This is a genomic window from Microbacterium sp. Mcb102 (genome assembly GCF_024519805.1).
In the GTDB taxonomy this organism is placed as follows: domain Bacteria; phylum Actinomycetota; class Actinomycetes; order Actinomycetales; family Microbacteriaceae; genus Microbacterium.
In genome coordinates, this window is the sequence record NZ_JALJRG010000003.1 from 134280 (window position 1) to 151811 (window position 17532).

At 70.0% G+C, this 17532-nt stretch carries 15 protein-coding genes; 2 read left to right on the forward strand and 13 right to left on the reverse strand.

What is annotated here, in order from left to right; translation table 11 throughout:
• Positions 1-126: 126 nt before the first annotated feature.
• A complete protein-coding gene (locus tag OC372_RS09600; RefSeq protein ID WP_262001688.1) occupies positions 127-2391 on the reverse strand; it encodes an ABC transporter ATP-binding protein in 2265 nt (754 codons plus the stop codon).
• A complete protein-coding gene (locus OC372_RS09605; protein ID WP_029261224.1) occupies positions 2388-4115 on the reverse strand; it encodes an ABC transporter ATP-binding protein in 1728 nt (575 codons plus the stop codon). The genes OC372_RS09600 and OC372_RS09605 overlap by 4 nt, the downstream gene beginning before the upstream one ends.
• Positions 4116-4382: 267 nt before the next feature.
• On the opposite strand from OC372_RS09605, the gene OC372_RS19340 reads away from it, so the two are divergent.
• Entirely contained in the window at positions 4383-5831 is a 1449-nt protein-coding gene (locus tag OC372_RS19340) for a GntR family transcriptional regulator (RefSeq protein WP_315985394.1), read from the forward strand.
• Between the two features lie 22 nt (positions 5832-5853).
• On the opposite strand, the gene OC372_RS09615 is transcribed toward OC372_RS19340, so the two are convergent.
• On the reverse strand, positions 5854-6915 hold the full coding sequence (locus tag OC372_RS09615) for an enoyl-CoA hydratase/isomerase family protein (RefSeq protein WP_262001689.1): 1062 nt from the start codon (positions 6913-6915) through the stop codon (positions 5854-5856).
• Between the two features lie 109 nt (positions 6916-7024).
• Between OC372_RS09615 and OC372_RS09620 the strand changes: the two genes are divergently transcribed.
• Entirely contained in the window at positions 7025-9115 is a 2091-nt protein-coding gene (locus tag OC372_RS09620; RefSeq protein WP_262001690.1) for an ATP-binding cassette domain-containing protein, read from the forward strand.
• A gap of 98 nt (positions 9116-9213) precedes the next feature.
• Here the strand turns inward: OC372_RS09620 and OC372_RS09625 are convergent, their stop codons facing one another.
• From OC372_RS09625 to OC372_RS09670, 10 genes are all read right to left on the reverse strand, one after another.
• Positions 9214-9663 carry a hypothetical protein gene (locus tag OC372_RS09625; RefSeq protein WP_029261229.1) on the reverse strand — a complete coding sequence of 150 codons (450 nt, stop codon included), beginning with the start codon at positions 9661-9663 and terminating at the stop codon, positions 9214-9216.
• A 121-nt stretch (positions 9664-9784) separates the two neighbouring features.
• The gene (locus OC372_RS09630) at positions 9785-11107 is read right to left on the reverse strand and encodes a glutamate-1-semialdehyde 2,1-aminomutase (protein WP_262001691.1); all 1323 of its coding nucleotides are present in this window, start codon (positions 11105-11107) and stop codon (positions 9785-9787) included.
• 18 nt (positions 11108-11125) lie between these two features.
• Positions 11126-12103 carry a porphobilinogen synthase gene (gene hemB / locus OC372_RS09635; protein WP_262001692.1) on the reverse strand — a complete coding sequence of 326 codons (978 nt, stop codon included), beginning with the start codon at positions 12101-12103 and terminating at the stop codon, positions 11126-11128.
• Positions 12100-12897 (reverse strand): uroporphyrinogen-III synthase, encoded by a 798-nt coding sequence (locus OC372_RS09640; RefSeq protein ID WP_029261232.1) that lies wholly within the window; start codon positions 12895-12897, stop codon positions 12100-12102. Before OC372_RS09640 ends, hemB begins: the two co-directional genes overlap by 4 nt.
• 6 nt (positions 12898-12903) lie before the next feature.
• Positions 12904-13893 carry a hydroxymethylbilane synthase gene (gene hemC / locus OC372_RS09645; RefSeq protein WP_029261233.1) on the reverse strand — a complete coding sequence of 330 codons (990 nt, stop codon included), beginning with the start codon at positions 13891-13893 and terminating at the stop codon, positions 12904-12906.
• A 5-nt stretch (positions 13894-13898) separates the two neighbouring features.
• The gene (gene hemQ, locus OC372_RS09650; protein WP_029261234.1) at positions 13899-14579 is read right to left on the reverse strand and encodes a hydrogen peroxide-dependent heme synthase; all 681 of its coding nucleotides are present in this window, start codon (positions 14577-14579) and stop codon (positions 13899-13901) included.
• 80 nt (positions 14580-14659) lie between these two features.
• On the reverse strand, positions 14660-14932 hold the full coding sequence (locus OC372_RS09655) for a hypothetical protein (RefSeq protein ID WP_029261235.1): 273 nt from the start codon (positions 14930-14932) through the stop codon (positions 14660-14662).
• Entirely contained in the window at positions 14919-15326 is a 408-nt protein-coding gene (locus tag OC372_RS09660; protein WP_029261236.1) for a phage holin family protein, read from the reverse strand. Before OC372_RS09660 ends, OC372_RS09655 begins: the two co-directional genes overlap by 14 nt.
• Position 15327: 1 nt before the next feature.
• The gene (locus OC372_RS09665; protein ID WP_029261237.1) at positions 15328-15780 is read right to left on the reverse strand and encodes a hypothetical protein; all 453 of its coding nucleotides are present in this window, start codon (positions 15778-15780) and stop codon (positions 15328-15330) included.
• A 150-nt stretch (positions 15781-15930) separates the two neighbouring features.
• The gene (locus tag OC372_RS09670) at positions 15931-17499 is read right to left on the reverse strand and encodes a protoporphyrinogen/coproporphyrinogen oxidase (RefSeq protein ID WP_262001693.1); all 1569 of its coding nucleotides are present in this window, start codon (positions 17497-17499) and stop codon (positions 15931-15933) included.
• Between the last annotated feature and the right edge of the window lie 33 nt (positions 17500-17532).

Consider the following 17532-nt stretch of genomic DNA (forward strand, 5'->3'; position numbering starts at 1 on the left):
CTGCTGAGCATGTCGCTCTGCGCGGCAGGATGCCGGTCGAGCAGAACAGCGCACGCAGAACAGCGCCCCACCCCGCGAGTGCGGGATGGGGCGCTGTTCTATGAGCGTCGCTGCGCCGGACGCGGATCAGCCGCGAGGGGCGGAGCCGTCGGCCCCGTCCTCGAGCAGAGCCTGCGCGGCGGCGACCTCGGCCGCCGGCGCCTGGGCCCCGACCGAGGCTCCGGCCACGGCAGCGGCTTCTTCCTTCGCGCTCTCGTCGTCGCCGGCCTCTCCGGTGACGACGACGGGCGTCGATCCGGTGAGAGCGTCTTCGGCGTCGATGTCGGTCGCCGCCTGCTCGAACTGCGACTGGTACAGACGCCAGTAGGCGCCCTGCGCGGCGATGAGCTCGTCGTGCGTGCCCTTCTCCACGATGTCGCCGTGCTCCATCACGAGGATGAGGTCGGCGTCGCGGATGGTCGACAGACGGTGCGCGATCACGAACGACGTGCGCCCCTCGCGGAGCGCGGCCATCGCGTGCTGCAGCAGCAGCTCGGTGCGGGTGTCGACCGCCGACGTGGCCTCATCGAGGATGAGGATCGACGGCTGCGCGACGAATGCCCTGGCGATCGTGATGAGCTGGCGCTCGCCCGCGGAGACGTTCGCGGCATCCTCGTCGAGCACCGTGTCGTAGCCCTCGGGGAGGGCGTGCACGAAGCGGTCGACGTAGGTCGCCTTGGCGGCGGCGAGAACCTCTTCGTCGGTCGCCGTGGAGCGACCGTATCGGATGTTCTCGCGGATGCTGCCGGCGAACAGCCACGGGTCCTGCAGCACCATGCCGGTGCGTGAGCGCAGTTCGTCGCGGGTCGCCTCGGCGATGTCCTGGCCGTCGAGCATGATGCGCCCGCCGATGAGCTCGTAGAAGCGCATGATCAGGTTGACCAACGTCGTCTTGCCGGCGCCCGTCGGGCCGACGATCGCGACCGTCTGCCCCGGCTCCACCCGGAACGACAGGTCCCGGATGAGCGGGCGGTCGGGCGTGTACGAGAACGCGACGTTCTCGAACTCGATGACACCCTTGCCCTCCACGAGCTCGGGAGCATCGGCGTCGTCCGCCTCCTGCTCGTCGGCGTCGAGCAGCTCGAACACCCGCTCGGCGGATGCCGTGCCCGACTGGACCACCGCAGCCATGCCACCCAGCTCGGACAGCGGCTGCGTGAACTGCTGCGAGTACTGGATGAACGCCTGCACGTCGCCGAGACGCAGCTGTCCGTTCGCGACCATCAGACCGCCGAGCACCGCGATGCCCACATAGCTGAGGTTTCCGACGAACATCATCGCCGGCATGATGATGCCGGAGAGGAACTGCGCCTTGAAGCTCGCCTGGAACAGCTCTTCGTTCTCGACCTGGAACTTGTCCAGAGCGTCCTTCTCGCGTCCGAAGACCTTCACCAGCGCGTGGCCGGAGAACGCTTCCTCGACGCGGGCGTTCAGTCGCCCGACCTTGCGCCACTGCGTGCCGAAGGCCTTCTGCGAACGCGGTCCGATGATGCCGAAGATCACGCCCATGAGAGGCAGTGTGATGAGTGCGACGAGCGCGAGCTGCCACGAGATCGAGAACATCATGACGAGCACGCCGATCACGGTGAGCACCGAGGTGAGTGCACCGGAGAGCGACTGCTGCATCGTCTGCGTGATGTTGTCGATGTCGTTCGTGACGCGCGAGATCAGTTCACCGCGCTGCACCTTGTCGAAGTACGCCAGCGGCAGACGGTTGATCTTCGCCTCGACAGACTCGCGCAGGCGCCACATGGTGCGCACCATGATCACGTTGATGACGTAACCCTGGATCCAGGTGAGGAATGCCGCAGCCACGTAGATCGCGAGCACCGCGGCGATCACCAGACGCAGCGCCTCGAAGTCGACGCCCTGGCCGACCGTGAAGTCGCCCAGCGCCCCGACCTGGTTCGCGAAGTCGTCCTGACCGGAACCACGCAGCGCATCGATCACGACGTCCTGTGGTGTGCCCGCGGGGAAGCCGGGGAAGTCGCCGTTCGGCTGCCCGAGCTGGATGGAGATGAATCCCTTGTAGACGAGGTTCGTCGCCTCGGCGAGCACCTTGGGCGCCGCGACCGTGAGTACGACGCCGATGGCGCCGAGGATCGACACGAAGACGAACCAGATCGCGGAGGGCTTCAGCAGCCCGATCATGCGCGCGAAGCTCGGACCGAAGTTGTCGGCCTTGCCCGGCGCGACGCTGTCCCAGTCGCCGGAGTTCTGACGAGCCTGCTCGGCGAGCTCGGCCTCGTACTGCTCTTCGGCCGACAGCTCGACCTCGGCCACGGCCGTCGTCGCCTTGCCGCGGCTGCGGCCGCGCTTGGCCTTGCCCTGTTCGTCGTTCAGTTCGCTCATGCGTCCACCCCCAGCTGCGACTCGACGATCTCCCGGTAGGTGTCGTTCGTCTCGAGCAGCTGCTCATGCGTGCCGACGCCGACCATGGTGCCGCCGTCGAGGACGACGATGCGGTCGGCGTCCGTGATCGTGGAGACGCGCTGCGCGACCACGATCTTCGTCACGTGCGGGAGTTCCCGCCACAGCGCCTGGCGCAGCCGGGCATCCGTGGTGAGGTCGAGCGCCGAGAACGAGTCGTCGAACACGAGGATCTTCGGCTGATGCACGATCGCACGCGCGATCGCGAGACGCTGACGCTGACCGCCGGAGACGTTCGTGCCGCCCTGGGCGATGCGCGAGTCGAGCCCGTCGGGCATCTCCTCGACGAAGTCACGTCCCTGCGCGATGTCGAGCGCGTGCCAGAGCTCCTCGTCGGTCGCCTCCTCTCGTCCGTAGCGCAGGTTCGACGCGACGGTTCCGGTGAAGAGGAACGGACGCTGCGGTACGAGGCCGATGCTGTCCCACAGCGACTCGACGTCGGCCTCGCGCACATCCGTGCCGCCGACGTGCACGGATCCGCCCGAGACGTCGAAGAGCCGCGGGATGAGCGAGATGAGCGTCGTCTTGCCGGAACCGGTGGATCCGACGATCGCCACCGTCTCTCCGGGCTCGGCCGCGAAGCTGATGCCGCGCAGCACCGGGGAGTCGGCACCGGGGTAGGTGAACTCCACATCGTCGAGCGCGACGGCTCCGGGAACCGGGAACTCGGTGACGCCGTTCTCGGGGCGGACCAGCGTGGACTCCGAGTCGAGCACCTCGCCGATGCGCTCGGCCGAGACCGCGGCGCGCGGGATCATCATCGCCATGAAGCTCGCCATGATGACGCCGCCCATGATCTGACCGATGTACTGCATGAAGGCGAACAGCGTGCCGACCTGCACCGTGCCGTTGTTGACCTCGATGCCGCCGAACCAGATGACCGAGACGACGGTCACGTTGAGGATGAGCATGAACAGCGGGAACAGCAGCACGAAGAGCGAGCCGACCTTGCGGCCGACCACCATGATGTCGGTGTTGGCTCCGCGGAAGCGCTCTTCCTCGATGCGTTCGCGCACGAAGGCGCGCACGACGCGCACACCGGTGAGTTGCTCGCGCATGATGCGGTTGACGTTGTCGAGCTTGCCCTGGTAGCTGCGGAACAGCGGCACCATGCGCCCGATCACGAGCGCGGCCAGGATCAGCAGCGCGGGCACCGAGACGGCGATCAGCCAGCTGAGGCCGACGTTGGTCTGGATGGCGAAGAAGATGCCGCCGATCGCGAGCAGCGGGGCGGTGACGAGCATGGTGGCGCCCATCATCGCGAGCATCTGCACCTGCTGCACATCGTTGGTGTTTCGCGTGATGAGCGAGCCGGCGCCGAACTGCGACACTTCGCGCTCGGAGAAGCCGCTGACCTTGCCGAAGACGTCGGCGCGGATGTCGCGGCCGGCGCCCATCGCGGCGCGCGCGGCGAAGAAGGTCGCCGTGACCGAGGCGATGATCTGCCCCAGCGACACCGCGAGCATGAACAGACCCGTGCCCCAGATGTAGGCGGTGTCACCCTGGGCGACACCCTTGTCGATGATGTCGGCGTTCAGGCGCGGGAGGTAGAGGGTCGCCGCGGCGCTGGCGAGCTGGAACACCAGCACGCCGAGCAGCAGCCACCGGTATCGAGAGAGATAGCGGAAGAGGATTTTTCCCAGCACAGGCGGACTTTCTAGGAAGGATGAAACGGCGGGTTTCTCGGCAGACGGATGCCGACCGACAACCGGCCACAAGACAGAGTGCCACGAACCGTGGACATTCGTATCCCCCTCGAGGCTGACCTTCGCTGACAGCGAACCCCTCCACCCGGGGATCATTCGTTTCTGCACGCGGGCGAACAAGTGACGAGCCCGACCGCAGCGCTTCTTGTGTTTTCCTGTTGATACAACTTGTGATAGACATATGACACAACCGAGAACGGACCTCCCATGCTTCCGCACATCGCATCCCTGCTCGACCCGATCCAGCTGCTCGGCGGCCTCCTGTCGTTGCCGCTGGTCTCCCTGATCCTCGCGGTGATCATCGCGGTGGGGATCGCCGTCTCGCCCCGAGGGGCTGCGCGACGACGCGGTCGCGTCCGGCTCACGCCTTCGGCATCCACCGCGGTGTCCGCCCGCTATACGCCGGAGCACCGCGCCCTCGGCATCGCGGCGATCGTCGTGATCGTGATCTTCATCGCCGAGAACCTGATCACGGGGTACGTCCTGGGGATGTTCGGCGTGAGCCTCAACGGCGTCGTCGGCTGGTGGCGATACGCGACACCCGTCTTCACGGCATCCGTCGGCGTGGCCATCCTGCTGGCGATGATCGTCATGCACGGCAGCACCCCTCCGGAGCGACCCGTCGTCTCCGCGCGCCGGACCTGGCTGACCTTCAGCTCCCGCGTGGGGTCGGTGGGCACCGCCCTCGCCCTTCTCGCCCTCGCGACGACCACGCTGCTCGCCGGACTCGCATCGTCGAACCTCAACGGCGGTCCGTACGTCTACCTCGAGATCGACGTCCCCAACGAGACCATCGACCCGATCCGCCCCTGGTTCTACGGATGGGCCTACGGCATCCCCGTCCTGATCTGCACCGCCGCCCTCGTGGCAGTCGTCGTCGCGGCACTGCACGCGAACGCGGCCCGCGCGTTCCTCCGTCCGGAGACGGTCGTCGCCGAGCAGCGGGAGCGCCGCGACATCGCGAGCGGGATCGCCCGGCTCGCGGCGTCCGCGGCCCTGCTCGCCCTGGCGGGGGCGCTCCGGTTCATCGCCGAGGCGGGATCGGTCGCCGGGCTCACCATCCAGGGCGACAGCGGCAGCGACTCCTACGACGCGTTCTGGCGATACGGCGAGCTCGCCGCCATCGGCGGTTTGGTGGGCCCCCCCGGCGCTCGAGATCACCGCGTTCGTGCTCCTGTTCCTCGTGACCGCACAGCTGGCGCACGGCTCAGGACCCGCCGCCCCCGCCGAGCAGGCCGCCGAATCGAGGGCCGCACAGTGAGCCCGAGCCCGAAGCTGTCGCCGGCCGACGAGGCGAATCCGGCTCTCGACATCTACCGACAGCTGCGCGGCCTGATCGTGTCGGGACAGCTCGGCGCCGGCGAACGGCTGCCGACGGTGCGCCAGACCGCGAGCGATCTGGGCGTGGCTCCCGGCACGGCCGCACGCGCATACAAGATGCTCGAGAGCGAGGGGCTCGTGATCTCGCGCACCGCAGCGGGCACGCGGGTGGCGGAGACGGCGGGTGTGCTTCCGGCATCCGTGATCCGACGCATCCGCGAACTGGTCGAGGAGGCCGCATCCGTCGATGCCGATCCGGATGACGTGGTCGACGTGCTCCGGACGATCTGGCAGACGCGCACCCCGGATCCGTCCGCGGCCGGCGAGGGCGCGTAGGGCCGGATCCCGCGACGCGACCTCAGAACAGGGCGGGCTGCGGCACGTAGTCCCGCGCGGGGGCACCGGCATCCGGGGCGAGCTCCGCCAGTGTCGGCGGATCCCACTTCGGGTTGCGGTCCTTGTCGACCAGCTGTGCCCTGATGCCCTCGACGAGGTCAGGATGCTCGTTCACGAACCACAGCACCCGTCGGTACTCACCCTCGAGCGCCGCGCGCAGACCCGGCATCTCCCTCGCCTCGCGCACGGCGTCGAGGGTCACGGTGAGCCCGGTCGGCGCGAGCCCCTCCAGCAGTTCGGCCGTGGCGGCGGCATCCGTGTGCTCCTGCGCGCGCAGTCGATCGACGATCTCGGTCACGGTCGGCGCGGAGAAGGCCTCGTCGATCCACTCCCGCGATGCCGGAAGCTGCGTGGGCTCGGGCGTCTCGTCGAAGAGCAGCACGATCTCGCTGGGCCCGGTCGGGTCCGCGCGGAAGGCGAGCGCCTCGCTCAGGGCCTCCAGCCGCTCCGACGGCACGAAGTGGTCGGCGAAGCCGAGGTACACGGCATCCGCACCGTTCATCGTCGATCCGGTGAGCCCGAAGTACTCGCCGAAACGCCCCGGCGCCCGCCCGAGCAGCCAGGTGCCGCCCACATCGGGCGTGAAGCCGATACGGGTCTCGGGCATCGCGAGCTTCGATCGCTCGGTGACGATGCGGATGGCGGCGTGGCCGGCGAGCCCGATGCCGCCGCCCATGGTGATGCCGTCCGCGAAGGCGACGACCGGCTTCGGGTATTCGGCGATCATCGCGTTCAGGGCGTACTCGGCGCGGAAGAACTCCGCGGTCCGCTCGGCCTGCCCTGCCACGATCTGCGCGTGCAGCGCGCGCACGTCGCCGCCGGCGCACATGCCGCGCTCCCCCGCGCCGTCGATCAGCACGATCTGCACGTCGGTGTCGTCGCGCCATGCGGTGAGGGTCTCGGTGAGGATTCCGATCATCTCCACGTCGAGGGCGTTGATCGCCTCCGGACGGTTGAGGGTGAGCCGCCCGAGCGCCCCTTCGGTGCGGACGAGGACACGGGAGGCAGCCTGAGAATCGGTCACGCGTGCCAGGCTACCTTTCCCGAAGGGCGGTATTCCGCGCGAAATGCGGGATCCGACAGGCTTTTCCGGCAGGATAGGGAGGAACTGTTCCACGCGACGAGAGGTCACGATGCCCGAAGGACAGGTGCTGGAGTTCACGCACGTGACGAAGCGCTTCAATGAGGTGACCGCCGTCTCGGACTTCTCCGCGCGCGTCGAGCCGGGTGCCGTCACCGCCTTCCTCGGCCCCAACGGAGCCGGCAAGACCACCACGCTGCGCATCCTGCTCGGTCAGGTGCGCGCCACCTCCGGAACCGCGACGATCGGCGGCACGGCCTACGGCGAACTCCGCCAGCCGCTGCGCACGATCGGTGCCGTGCTGGAAGAGACCGCCTACCGCCCGCGCCGCACCGCCGAGCGACAGCTGACGATCGCCGCGAAGGCGAACGGTGTGCCGCTGGCCCGCGTGGGCGAGGTCCTCTCGCTGGTCGGGCTCGACGGCGAGGGCGACTCGCGGATCGGCGGTTTCTCGCTCGGCATGCGCCAGCGGCTCAGCGTCGCGCACGCGCTTCTCGGCGACCCGGGCGCCCTGGTCTTCGACGAGCCGGCCAACGGGCTCGATCCCGAGGGGATCCGCTGGATGCGGCTGCTGATGCGCCGCCTCGCGGACGAGGGGCGCACGGTGCTCGTGTCGTCGCACGTCCTCAGCGAGGTGGAGCAGGTCGCCGACAACGTGCTCGTGCTGTCGAAGGGCGAGCTGGTCCTGGCCAGTGGCATCGAGACCCTGGCCGACCCGAAGGGCGGCTCCGTCATCGTCGACGCCGCCGACCGCGATGCGCTCAGCGCTGCGCTCTCCGCAGCCGGATTCGACATCGAGGTGCTGCGATCGGGCCTGACCGTCCGCGGCGGCGACGCCGGCACGGTCGGCGCAGTGGCCGCCGATGCAGGCATCGCGCTGAGCACGCTCGTGCAGCGCGGACCGACGCTGGAAGACGTCTTCATCGACCTGATGCGCGGCGGTAGGCACGCACCGCCCGCCTACCCGGCCCAGGCACCGGCACCGATCGCGCCGCCCGTGGCCGCCGAGGCTCTGGCCGCCGACGCCACTCTCGCGCCGAACGAGTCCGTGGTCGCGATCCCCGTCGCCGCAGCGGCAGCATGGGCCGCCGAGGCCGCCGCCGCTCCCGCCGATGAGGCCGTGGCAGACGATCTCGCCGCGGCGGGCACCGCCCGCGCCGACGGCGACTCCGAGGAAGAGGCCGGCGACGAGCCTCCCACCGACGATTCCGCCGAAGAAGTTCCCGCCGAAGAGGCTCCCGCCGACGACGCGGAGAACGCCGCGCCCGTCGAGGCCGCCGACGACACCGACGGAGCGAGTGCGGACGAGGCCACCGCGGACGAGGCAACCGGCGACGAGGCGACCGGCGACGAGTCCGAATCCGAATCCGAATCCGAATCCGAATCCGAGACCACCGCGCCCACGGCACGGTCCTTCGACGAGATCCTGTTCGGGGCGGCGGCTCCGGTCGCGGCCGACGCACCGACGTCCACCGACGAGGCACGTCACAGCGTCGCCGAGATCTTCGACACATCCGACGACGAGCACACCGCTGATGACGCTTCCGAGCAGCAGCCTGCCGACGTCGAAGCCACCGCCGACGGCGCGGCGGGTGCACCCGAAGCCACCGACGACGTGAGCACCGGCGACAGCCCGTCAGACGACGAGGGCACGCCGCTGGACGAGGATGCGTCCGAGGTCGAGCACACGGGTGTCGAGATCTTCGCCGATCTCGCTGACGCTTCCGATGCCGACCACGACGGCGCAGATGACGACACCGCGGACCGCGACGACTCGGACCACGACGACTCGGATGGCTCGGACGCCGACGAGGATCCGCGCTCCGCTGCCGTCAGCTCGATGCTGGCCGCAGCCGCTCGCGCCTATTACGAGGACGAGCCGAAGGACTACCCCCTCAGCCCGGAATCGGCGGACGACGCTTCTAACGAGAGCGCGCACTGGAGCATCGCGTCCACCGGCGTCATCGACACGGTGCCGCTGGCCGCGTCCGATGAGGCGACCGACGACGAGTCCGCCCCGGAGGAGACTCCCGCCGAGGAGGCCGCCTCCGCAGATGGCGAGTCCGACGCCGACGCCCAGTCCGGCAGCGACGAGCATCATGACGGAGATGAGCACGAAGGTGGCGAGAACCACCACGGCTGACTCTCGTCGCCGATGAGAACCGAGAACGCCCTCCCGACCACATGGTCGCGGAGGGCGTTCCTCTGTTCGGTCAGGGGCGACCGCAGCCGTCGACGCCGTCAGGCAGGTCGGGGGCGGATGACCGGCCGACGGCTGCCCTTCGGGACGGCGGTGGGCGAGGTCGCGACGATCTCCTCGACGTCTGCCGGCTCCGCGGACACATCGAGGCGCAACGCCTGAGTGAGCGCGAGCCCGTGCCGCGTGGTCAGGATCAGGCGGCGGTACTGCGCGTCGCCCTCGAGGTCGATCACGACGCTCGGGCGACGCTTGCGGATCAGCACGAAGTCCAGGCTGCCGGCCGCCTTCCAACTGCCGGCGGCGAGGATGCCGGGGATGTGCGTGCCGGGGTTCGGGACGCCCCGCAGCCACGTCCACGCGTCATCCGTGAGCTGGACCTTCGTGATGGTGTCGCGCGCGATGCGGACGTTCTCACGGTGGAAGGTGGCGGCCCGTTCGAGCGGCGAGAGCACGACTTCGAGTTGCGTCTGGTCCAGCAGCAACGTCACCATGCACTCAGTCTGCCAGCGCGGCCCTGCCAGTTGTCTGGAAGTTGCTCACAGGAACGCAACGATCCCTTGTCGATTGCCACCATCCGTCGCGGTTTCTCGCGGCCGGTTCGCCGAAATCGGGTCAGGGGCGCGCAGCAGCCGCGGCATCGGCGGCAACCGGGAGTGCCGCTTCGATGAGCTGAAGCTCCCGCTCGCCGTGCGCGGCCGTGAGGAACCAGGCCTCGAAGACACTCGGCGGTAGAGCGACGCCCTGCTCCCGCAGGGAGTGGAAGAACGGGGCGTAGCGGACCGACTCCTGCGCCTGCGCCTCGGCGTAGTTCCGCGGCTCGGACGCACGGAACGACGCGCTGAACAGGTTGCCGGCTCGGGCCACGGCATGCGTGACGCCGGCCGACGTGAGGGCGGCATCGAGGGCGGCCGACACCCGGGCGGATGCCGCGTCCACCGTGGCGTACACCTCGGGGGTCGCGAGTCGCAAGGTCGCCAGGCCCGCAGCGACCGACAGCGGGTTCCCCGACAGGGTTCCCGCCTGGTAGACCGGGCCGAGAGGTGCGAGCAGGTCCATGACCTCGGCGCGACCGCCGAGCGCGGCCAGGGGCATGCCTCCGCCGACGACCTTGCCGAAGGTGAAGATGTCGGGCAGATAGTCCTCGCCCGCCGCCGCCTGCAGACCCCAGAACCCCGCCGGGTGCACGCGGAAGCCCGTGAGCACCTCGTCGAGGATCATGAGGGCACCATATGCGTGCGCGGTCTCCGCGATCAGGCGGTTGAAGCCGGGCAGGGGGGCGACGACTCCCATGTTCGCGGCCGACGCCTCGACGATCACCGCGGCGATGCGCGGGCCGTGCTCGGCGAACACCGCGGCCAGCGCCTCGGGGTCGTTGTAACCGATCACCAGGGTCTGTGCGGCGATCGGCGCCGGGACACCGGCCGAACCGGGGAGCGCCAGCGTCGCGACACCGGAACCCGCCTCCGCGAGAAGCCCGTCGGAGTGACCGTGGTAGTGCCCGGCGAACTTCACGAGCAGGTCGCGACCGGTCGCGCCGCGCGCGAGGCGGATCGCCGTCATGGTCGCCTCGGTGCCGGTGGACACCAGACGCACACGTTCGATGGGACGGATCTCACCGAAGCGGACACGGTCGGCGATGAGCGCGGCGAGCTCGACCTCACCCTCGGTCGGGGCGCCGAACGAGAGTCCTCGAGCCGCGGCTTCCTGCACCGCAGCGACGATCTCCGGGTGCGCGTGCCCGAGGAGAGCGGGGCCCCAGGAGGCGACGAGGTCGACATACTCGCGCCCCGCGGCATCCGTCACGGTGCCGCCCTTCGCCGAAGCGAGGAATCGCGGCGTGCCTCCCACCGAGCCATAGGCGCGCACGGGTGAGTTGACCCCACCCGGGATCACCGCGCGGGCAGCGGAGAACAGGTCGTCATTGCGGTCGGTCATGAGAGATCCTCGGAGGTATCAGTCGCGCAGCCAGCCGGCGGCCTCGGTCGCCCAGTAGGTCAGCACGGCATCGGCACCCGCGCGGCGGATGGAGAGCAGGGATTCGAGCACGGCGGCCCGGCGGTCGATCCAGCCGTTCGCGCCGGCGGCCTCGATCATCGCGTACTCGCCGGACACCTGGTACGCCCAGACCGGGATGCTCACGGTGTCGCGCACCTCGCGCAGCACGTCGAGGAAGGCCATCGCCGGCTTCACCATGACGATGTCCGCGCCCTCGGCCTCGTCGACGACGGCCTCGCGGACGCCCTCGCGCCGGTTGCCCGGATCGAGCTGGTACGTGCGACGGTCACCCCGGAGCTGAGAATCCACGGCCTCGCGGAAGGGGCCGTAGAAGGCGCTCGCGTACTTGGCGGCGTAGGCGAGGAGGAGCGTGTCGGTGAAGCCCTCGGCGTCGAGCGCCGCGCGGATCACCGCGACCTGGCCGTCCATCATCCCCGACAGTCCGAGCAGCTGGGATCCGGCACGGGCCTGAGCGAGAGCCATCGAGGCGTAGCGCTCGAGCGTCGCGTCGTTGTCCACGGAACCGTCGGCCGCGAGCACGCCGCAGTGGCCGTGATCGGTGAACTCGTCCAGGCACAGGTCGGTCTGCACGACGAGCGCGTCGCCGACCTCGGCGGCCAGCGCTTCGGTCGCGACGTTCAGGATGCCGCGCGGGTCGTCTGCTCCGGACCCGCGAGCGTCGCGAACCGACGGCACACCGAACAGCATCACGCCGCCGACGCCGGCCTCCGCCGCCTCGACGGCGGCAGCACGCAGCGAGTCGATCGAGTGCTGGGCAACCCCGGGCATCGAACCGATCTGCACCGGCTCCGCGATGCCTTCGCGGACGAAGAGCGGCAGGACGAGCTGTCGGGGCTGCAGCGAGGTCTCGCGCACGAGATCACGCACGGCCCGCGACTGACGCAGGCGTCTCAGTCGGACATCGGGGTAGCTCACGGCGCGAACTCGTCGGCCGCGTGCGGAAGTGTGAAGTGCGAGACCGCATCGATCAGCGCATCGATGGTCTGCCGGTCGGCGACCACCGACACCGGGAGGCCCGCACGCTGCGCATCGTTCGCGGTCCGTGGACCGATGGCGGCGAGCAGCGTCTCGTCGGGGATCTCCGGGAACTGCTCGCGCACCTGCTCGGCGACGGAGCCGCTCGTGATGAGGATCGCGTTGATCCGGCCGTTCTCGACGTCGCGGCGGATGCGCTCGGTCACCGGGACGCCCACCGTGCGGTAGGCGACCACGCCGTGCACGTCGTGACCCGCCTCGGAGAGGAGCAGGCTGAGCACGGGCTTCGCGATCTCGCTGCGGAGCGCGAGGATGCGGCGCGGCTCCTGTTCGAGAGCGATGAGCTGCTGCGCCATGCCCTCGGCCGAGTTGTCCTGCTCGGGCACCAGCGTGACCTCGTAGCCGACCGCCTGCAGGGCGGCCGCGGTGGTCTCGCCCACGGCAGCGATCTTCGTCGACCGAGGGATGACGGCTCGATGCGCGAAGAGCACATCGACGGTCGTGGCGCTCGTGACGGTCAGCCAGTCGAACTCGCCCGCGGCCAGCTGCGCCAGCGCGGTGTCGAGCGTCGCCTGATCGGTGGTCGGCGCGAAGTTGATGAGCGGCGCGACGACGGGCACCGCGCCCAGTGCGCGCAGGCTCGCGGCGACGCTGTCGCCCCACGGCCCGCCACGCGGCACAAGAATGCGCCAGCCGTCCAGCGGTCGGTCCTGCTTGATTTCGGAAGTGGTCATGAGGGTTTATTGCTCTCGGGGTACGAGGCCGGCCGCCCCTTGATCGAGCAGCCGACGGGCAACAGTGAACCCGAGCTCGCGCGCTGCGTGCACCGGGTCTGCACCATCGGCAGCATCCGCTCCATTGCCACTGCCGTTCCGACGAATATACTCCCCGTTCAGGTCTTCGGTGACGTCGAGGCCGATCCGGCGCCCGCCGTCGACGGCGTAGACGACGGTCCTGACACGGATCGAGGACCCGTCGACCACGGCGTGAGCGGCCATCGGCGCCTGGCATCCCGCGTCGAGTCCTTCGAGGATCGCGCGCTCCACCGTGATGGCGAGTCGGGTGTCGAGGTCGTCGAGAGCGGCGAGCGCCGTGCGCAGCTCCTCCGGCGCGTCCTCCCGTGTTTCGACGGCGAGAGAACCCTGGCCCGGCGCGGTCGGCCACTCGGCGAGACCGAGCTCCTCGCGACGCAGCGGAGACTCCGCCCCGAGCCTCGAGAGCCCTGCCGCGGCGAGGATCACCGCGTCGAGCTCTCCGGTGGAGACCCGCGCCAGCCGGGAGTCGACGTTGCCGCGGATGTCGACGACTTCGGCGCCCGGCGCCCGCCTGCGCACCTGGGCGATGCGGCGCGGCGAGCCGGTGCCGACCGTACTCCCGGAGCGCAGCTCGTGCAGCGGGATGCCGTCACGGGTGAGCACCACGTCACGCGGATCCTCCCGCTTCGGGGTCGCCGCGATCACGAGGCCGTCGGGGATGGCCGTGGGCAGATCCTTCAGGGAGTGCACCAGGAAGTCGCACTCCCCGGCGAGCAGGGCCTCGCGAAGTCGCGTGGCGAAGATGCCCTGGCCGCCGATCTCGGAGAGCGAGGCGCGATTGGTGTCACCCTCGCTGGTGATGGGGACGAGCTCGACCCGGCGCCCCGAGAGCTTCTCGAGGGCCGTGGCGACATGACCGGACTGCGCCTGCGCGAGCGCGCTGCGACGGGTGCCCAGACGGATGGGGGTGCTCATGGCGCTTACTGCAGAACGTCCGCGATCTCGTCGAACCGGAGTCTGCGCCCCGTGTAGAAGGGCACCTCCTCCTTCACGTACAGGCGGGCGTCGGTGTAGCGGAGGTCGCGCATCAGGTCGACGAGGTCGGTGAGCTCGTCGGCCTCGAGGGGCAGCAGCCACTCGTAGTCGCCGAGCGCGAACGAGGCGACCGTGTTGGCGAGGACGCCGGTGAACGCAGCGCCCTTGCGGCCGTGGTCGGCGAGCATCTTGCGACGCTCCTCCTCGGGGGCCAGGTACCACTCCGGCGTGCGCACGAACGGGTAGAGACACAGCCAGTCCTTCGGCTCGACCCCGCGGAGGAAGCCGGGCACGTGGGCGCGGTTGAACTCGGCGTCGCGGTGCACGCCCATGACGTTCCACACCGGGAGGAGCGGGCGGAGCAGTTCGGTGCGGCGCAGGCGACGCAGCGCCTTCTGCAGCTCCTCGGCGGTCTCGCCGTGCAGCCAGACCATGAGATCGGCGTCGGCCTTGAGGCCGGAGACGTCGTAGAAGCCGCGGACGGTCACGCCGGAGTCCTCGACGTAGGAGACGATCGTCTCGAGCTCGGTCGACTCGGTCTCCGTCACGGGAACGTCGGGGTTTCGTCGCCAGACGGCCCAGAGGGTGAAGCCGGACGGGTTCTCATCGCGCTCTTCGGACATCATGCTCCCCAGTCTGCCTCGTTTGCGCAGGAGCCGCTAATCCCCCCGACCGGGGGAATCAGCGGCATCCTGGAATGCGGTCGTCAGCGTGAAATGGCGCGCGCGATCGCCCAGACCGCGCCCCCCACGACGGCTGCGATGCCGACGGTCGCGGCGATCGCGCCGAGCGGATTGCGGTCGGCGAAGACCCTGGCCTTCGCCGCAGCGCGGGTCGATGCCTTCTCGACGCGGCGGGGGATGTTCCCCTTCACCTCGATGGCGGCCAGCGCCGCCTTCAGCTCGGCTCGAGCGGAGGTCACCGGGTCGACGATGCCTGCGGGGACGACGGTGCGCGGCAGGGACTCAGAATTCGTCATCGCCGGCCTCCTTCACGAGTCGGATGTCTTCGGCCACGGCCTGCGCCGGGTTCTGACGGCGGAGAACCTTGCGGAACTTCAGGATGCCCAGCAGCGCGAACAGCAGCACGGCGAGGATCAGGATGCCGAACACGACGATCGCCGACAGCCACACCGGCCACCAGGACGACAGCCCCGCGATCGCGAAAACGAGGATCACCGGCACGGCCCAGAACAGGAAGAACAGCGCGACGACGAACCACACGGAACCGATGCCGGCATCCTTCGAGGTGCGCGAGACCCACGCCTTGGCGGCGTCGATCTCGGCCTTGACCAGATTCGTGACGAGTTCCGGAAGATCCCCGAGGAGGGTCAGCAGACTGTCGTCGGCACGATCTCGGTATCCGCGGGGCATGTCAGGCGCCGGTCTTCTTGGGTGCGGACTTCGAGGCCGTGGACTTGGAGGCCGTGGACTTGGAGGCAGTGGACTTCGACGCGGCCGGCTTCGACGCGGGCTTGCTCGTCTTGGCGGTCGCCTTCGCCGCCTCGACGGCCTCCTCGGTGGCTTCGGCCAGGTCTTCCGCCGCCTCGCGGCCGGTGGCGATGGCGGAGTCGAGCCGCTGCCCGGGTGTGCCGTTGCCCGTCACCGACTTGGCCACCTTGACGACGCCGGTCCAGAGAGCGCCCGGCACGGCCGCAGCCTTGTCACCGACGAAGCCCTTGACCTTGGAGACCTGCTCCTGCACGGGATCGAGTTCCCACACCTTCAGCCACTGCGTCTTGATCTGCTCATAGCGCTCACGTCCGGCACGGGTGCCGAGGACGTAGCCCACGCCGAGTCCGACGACGAGTCCGATCTTCCCCTTCATGGGGTCTCCTCACCTAGTTCCGGTTGTCCGGCCTGCTTCGCCCGGCTTGGATGGCCCGCAGGCTTCCGCTCCCCGCGACCAGGCTCCCAGCGTAGCCCCGTATGCCGATTTCGGCATCTATGGGTCAGAGGGTTGACACGGAGCGTGCGCTCACTCCCACAACAGGGCGCGGCGCAGGCGGTCGGCTTCGTCGCGCGCATCCGGGATCACCTGTGCGAGGCCGGTGCCGGCGAGCCAGGCTCCCACCGCCGCGATACCGGGGACGGCCTGCACCGCGGCACGTGCGGCGGCGCGACGCTCACCGGAACCGATGATCGACGCCGGCTGCGACTGCACGAACCGACCGCGGTGCGTGGCGATCACGGCTTCGGGGGCGAGGGCGACTCCGAGCATCGTGGCGGCTTCGGTCCGCGCCAGATCGGCGGCGGCCTCGTCGCTCAGCGCCGCCGTCGCGGCGGGCTCGCCCTGCGCTCCGAACGAGACCCGGACGAGGTGTCGCCGACCTGCGGCTTCCCGCACCCAGGCCCACTTCGCGGTCGAGTGCGTGAGCGCCTTGGCCGTGTGGCTGTCGGGCACCGTGAGCACGCCGGTGCCGCGCGGCGCGGCATCCAGCGCGGGGGCGTCGAGCAGGAGCGTGACGATCTCGATCTCGGGCGACGCGGCGGCCTCGGCCTTCTTCAGCGCCGGCACCGCAGCGGAGAGGAGCGCGCGGGCGGCGGCCTCGGGCGTGGCGACGATGACCGCGTCGGCGGCGATCTGCTCGATCACGGGCTCGGCCTCGACCACCTCGGCCGCGTGCAGTTCGGCGACCACTGCATCAGCCTCTTCTGCGGCCGCCGGGGCGACCATCGGCACGGCCTCGGTCTCGACGTCCCAGCCCTTCGCGGTCTTGCGGAGGCCCCGCACGCGCACGCCCGTGCGCACCTCGGCCCCGAGACGGGTCAGGTCGTCGGCCAGCGCATCGACGAGCCCGCTCATCCCGCCGGACAGCCCCTCGACCGCGGCGCCGGGGGTCTTCGCCGCCGTGGCGACGCCGGCCTTCGCTGCCGCATCGTCCCGAAGAGATTGCACCGCACCGGACAGCGACCCGACGCGGGTGAGCGCGGCATTGAGGCCGGGAGCCGCGATGTCGATGTCGACGTCGTCGGGAGATGCGGAGTAGACGCCGGTGGTCACGGGAGCGACGAGGCGGTCCCGCACCTTCGATCCCATCCGCGAGGAGACCAGCTTGCCCAGGCTCAGCTGGTGGCCGATCGTGAGCGGCGGACGCACTCGGTCGAGGTAGGCGCGCCAGACTCCGGACCACCCGAGGATGCGACGGACGTCGTCCTGGAAGGGGTTCGCGGGGATGCCGAGGATGCCGCCGACAGGCAGCGGCGCCGCACCCACGCCCGGGATGCCGGCGAGCCATGCACCGCCCGGCCGAGGGGCGACGATACGGTCGGCCAGCCCCAGCTCCTCGACCAGTGCCCGCACCAGGCCGCCCCTGGTCGCGTAGCTCTCGGCGCCGGCGTCCACGACGACTCCGTCGAGCTCGATCCGGCGGATCGCGCCACCCAGTTCGTCTGCGGCTTCGAGCAGCGTCACCTGCATGCCGACCTTGGCGCACTCGCGCGCGGCGACGAGTCCGCCGATGCCGCCGCCGATGACGACGACGTGCTTCTCCGCCGCGCGGGCGGCGAGGTCGGACGGCTCGGCGGAAGACGGCTCAGAGATCATGCGGTCAATTCTCCCATCGGCCGTCTCGGCCTG

Coding starts and splice junctions, on each gene's coding strand:
- OC372_RS09600 (WP_262001688.1), bottom strand. CDS start 2,391: ATGAGCGAACTGAACGACGAACAGGGCAAGGCCAAGCGCGGCCGCAGC.
- OC372_RS19340 (WP_315985394.1), top strand. CDS start 4,383: ATGCTTCCGCACATCGCATCCCTGCTCGACCCGATCCAGCTGCTCGGC.
- OC372_RS09620 (WP_262001690.1), top strand. CDS start 7,025: ATGCCCGAAGGACAGGTGCTGGAGTTCACGCACGTGACGAAGCGCTTC.
- OC372_RS09625 (WP_029261229.1), bottom strand. CDS start 9,663: ATGGTGACGTTGCTGCTGGACCAGACGCAACTCGAAGTCGTGCTCTCG.
- OC372_RS09630 (WP_262001691.1), bottom strand. CDS start 11,107: ATGACCGACCGCAATGACGACCTGTTCTCCGCTGCCCGCGCGGTGATC.
- OC372_RS09640 (WP_029261232.1), bottom strand. CDS start 12,897: ATGACCACTTCCGAAATCAAGCAGGACCGACCGCTGGACGGCTGGCGC.
- hemC (WP_029261233.1), bottom strand. CDS start 13,893: ATGAGCACCCCCATCCGTCTGGGCACCCGTCGCAGCGCGCTCGCGCAG.
- hemQ (WP_029261234.1), bottom strand. CDS start 14,579: ATGATGTCCGAAGAGCGCGATGAGAACCCGTCCGGCTTCACCCTCTGG.
- OC372_RS09655 (WP_029261235.1), bottom strand. CDS start 14,932: ATGACGAATTCTGAGTCCCTGCCGCGCACCGTCGTCCCCGCAGGCATC.
- OC372_RS09660 (WP_029261236.1), bottom strand. CDS start 15,326: ATGCCCCGCGGATACCGAGATCGTGCCGACGACAGTCTGCTGACCCTC.
- OC372_RS09665 (WP_029261237.1), bottom strand. CDS start 15,780: ATGAAGGGGAAGATCGGACTCGTCGTCGGACTCGGCGTGGGCTACGTC.
- OC372_RS09670 (WP_262001693.1), bottom strand. CDS start 17,499: ATGATCTCTGAGCCGTCTTCCGCCGAGCCGTCCGACCTCGCCGCCCGC.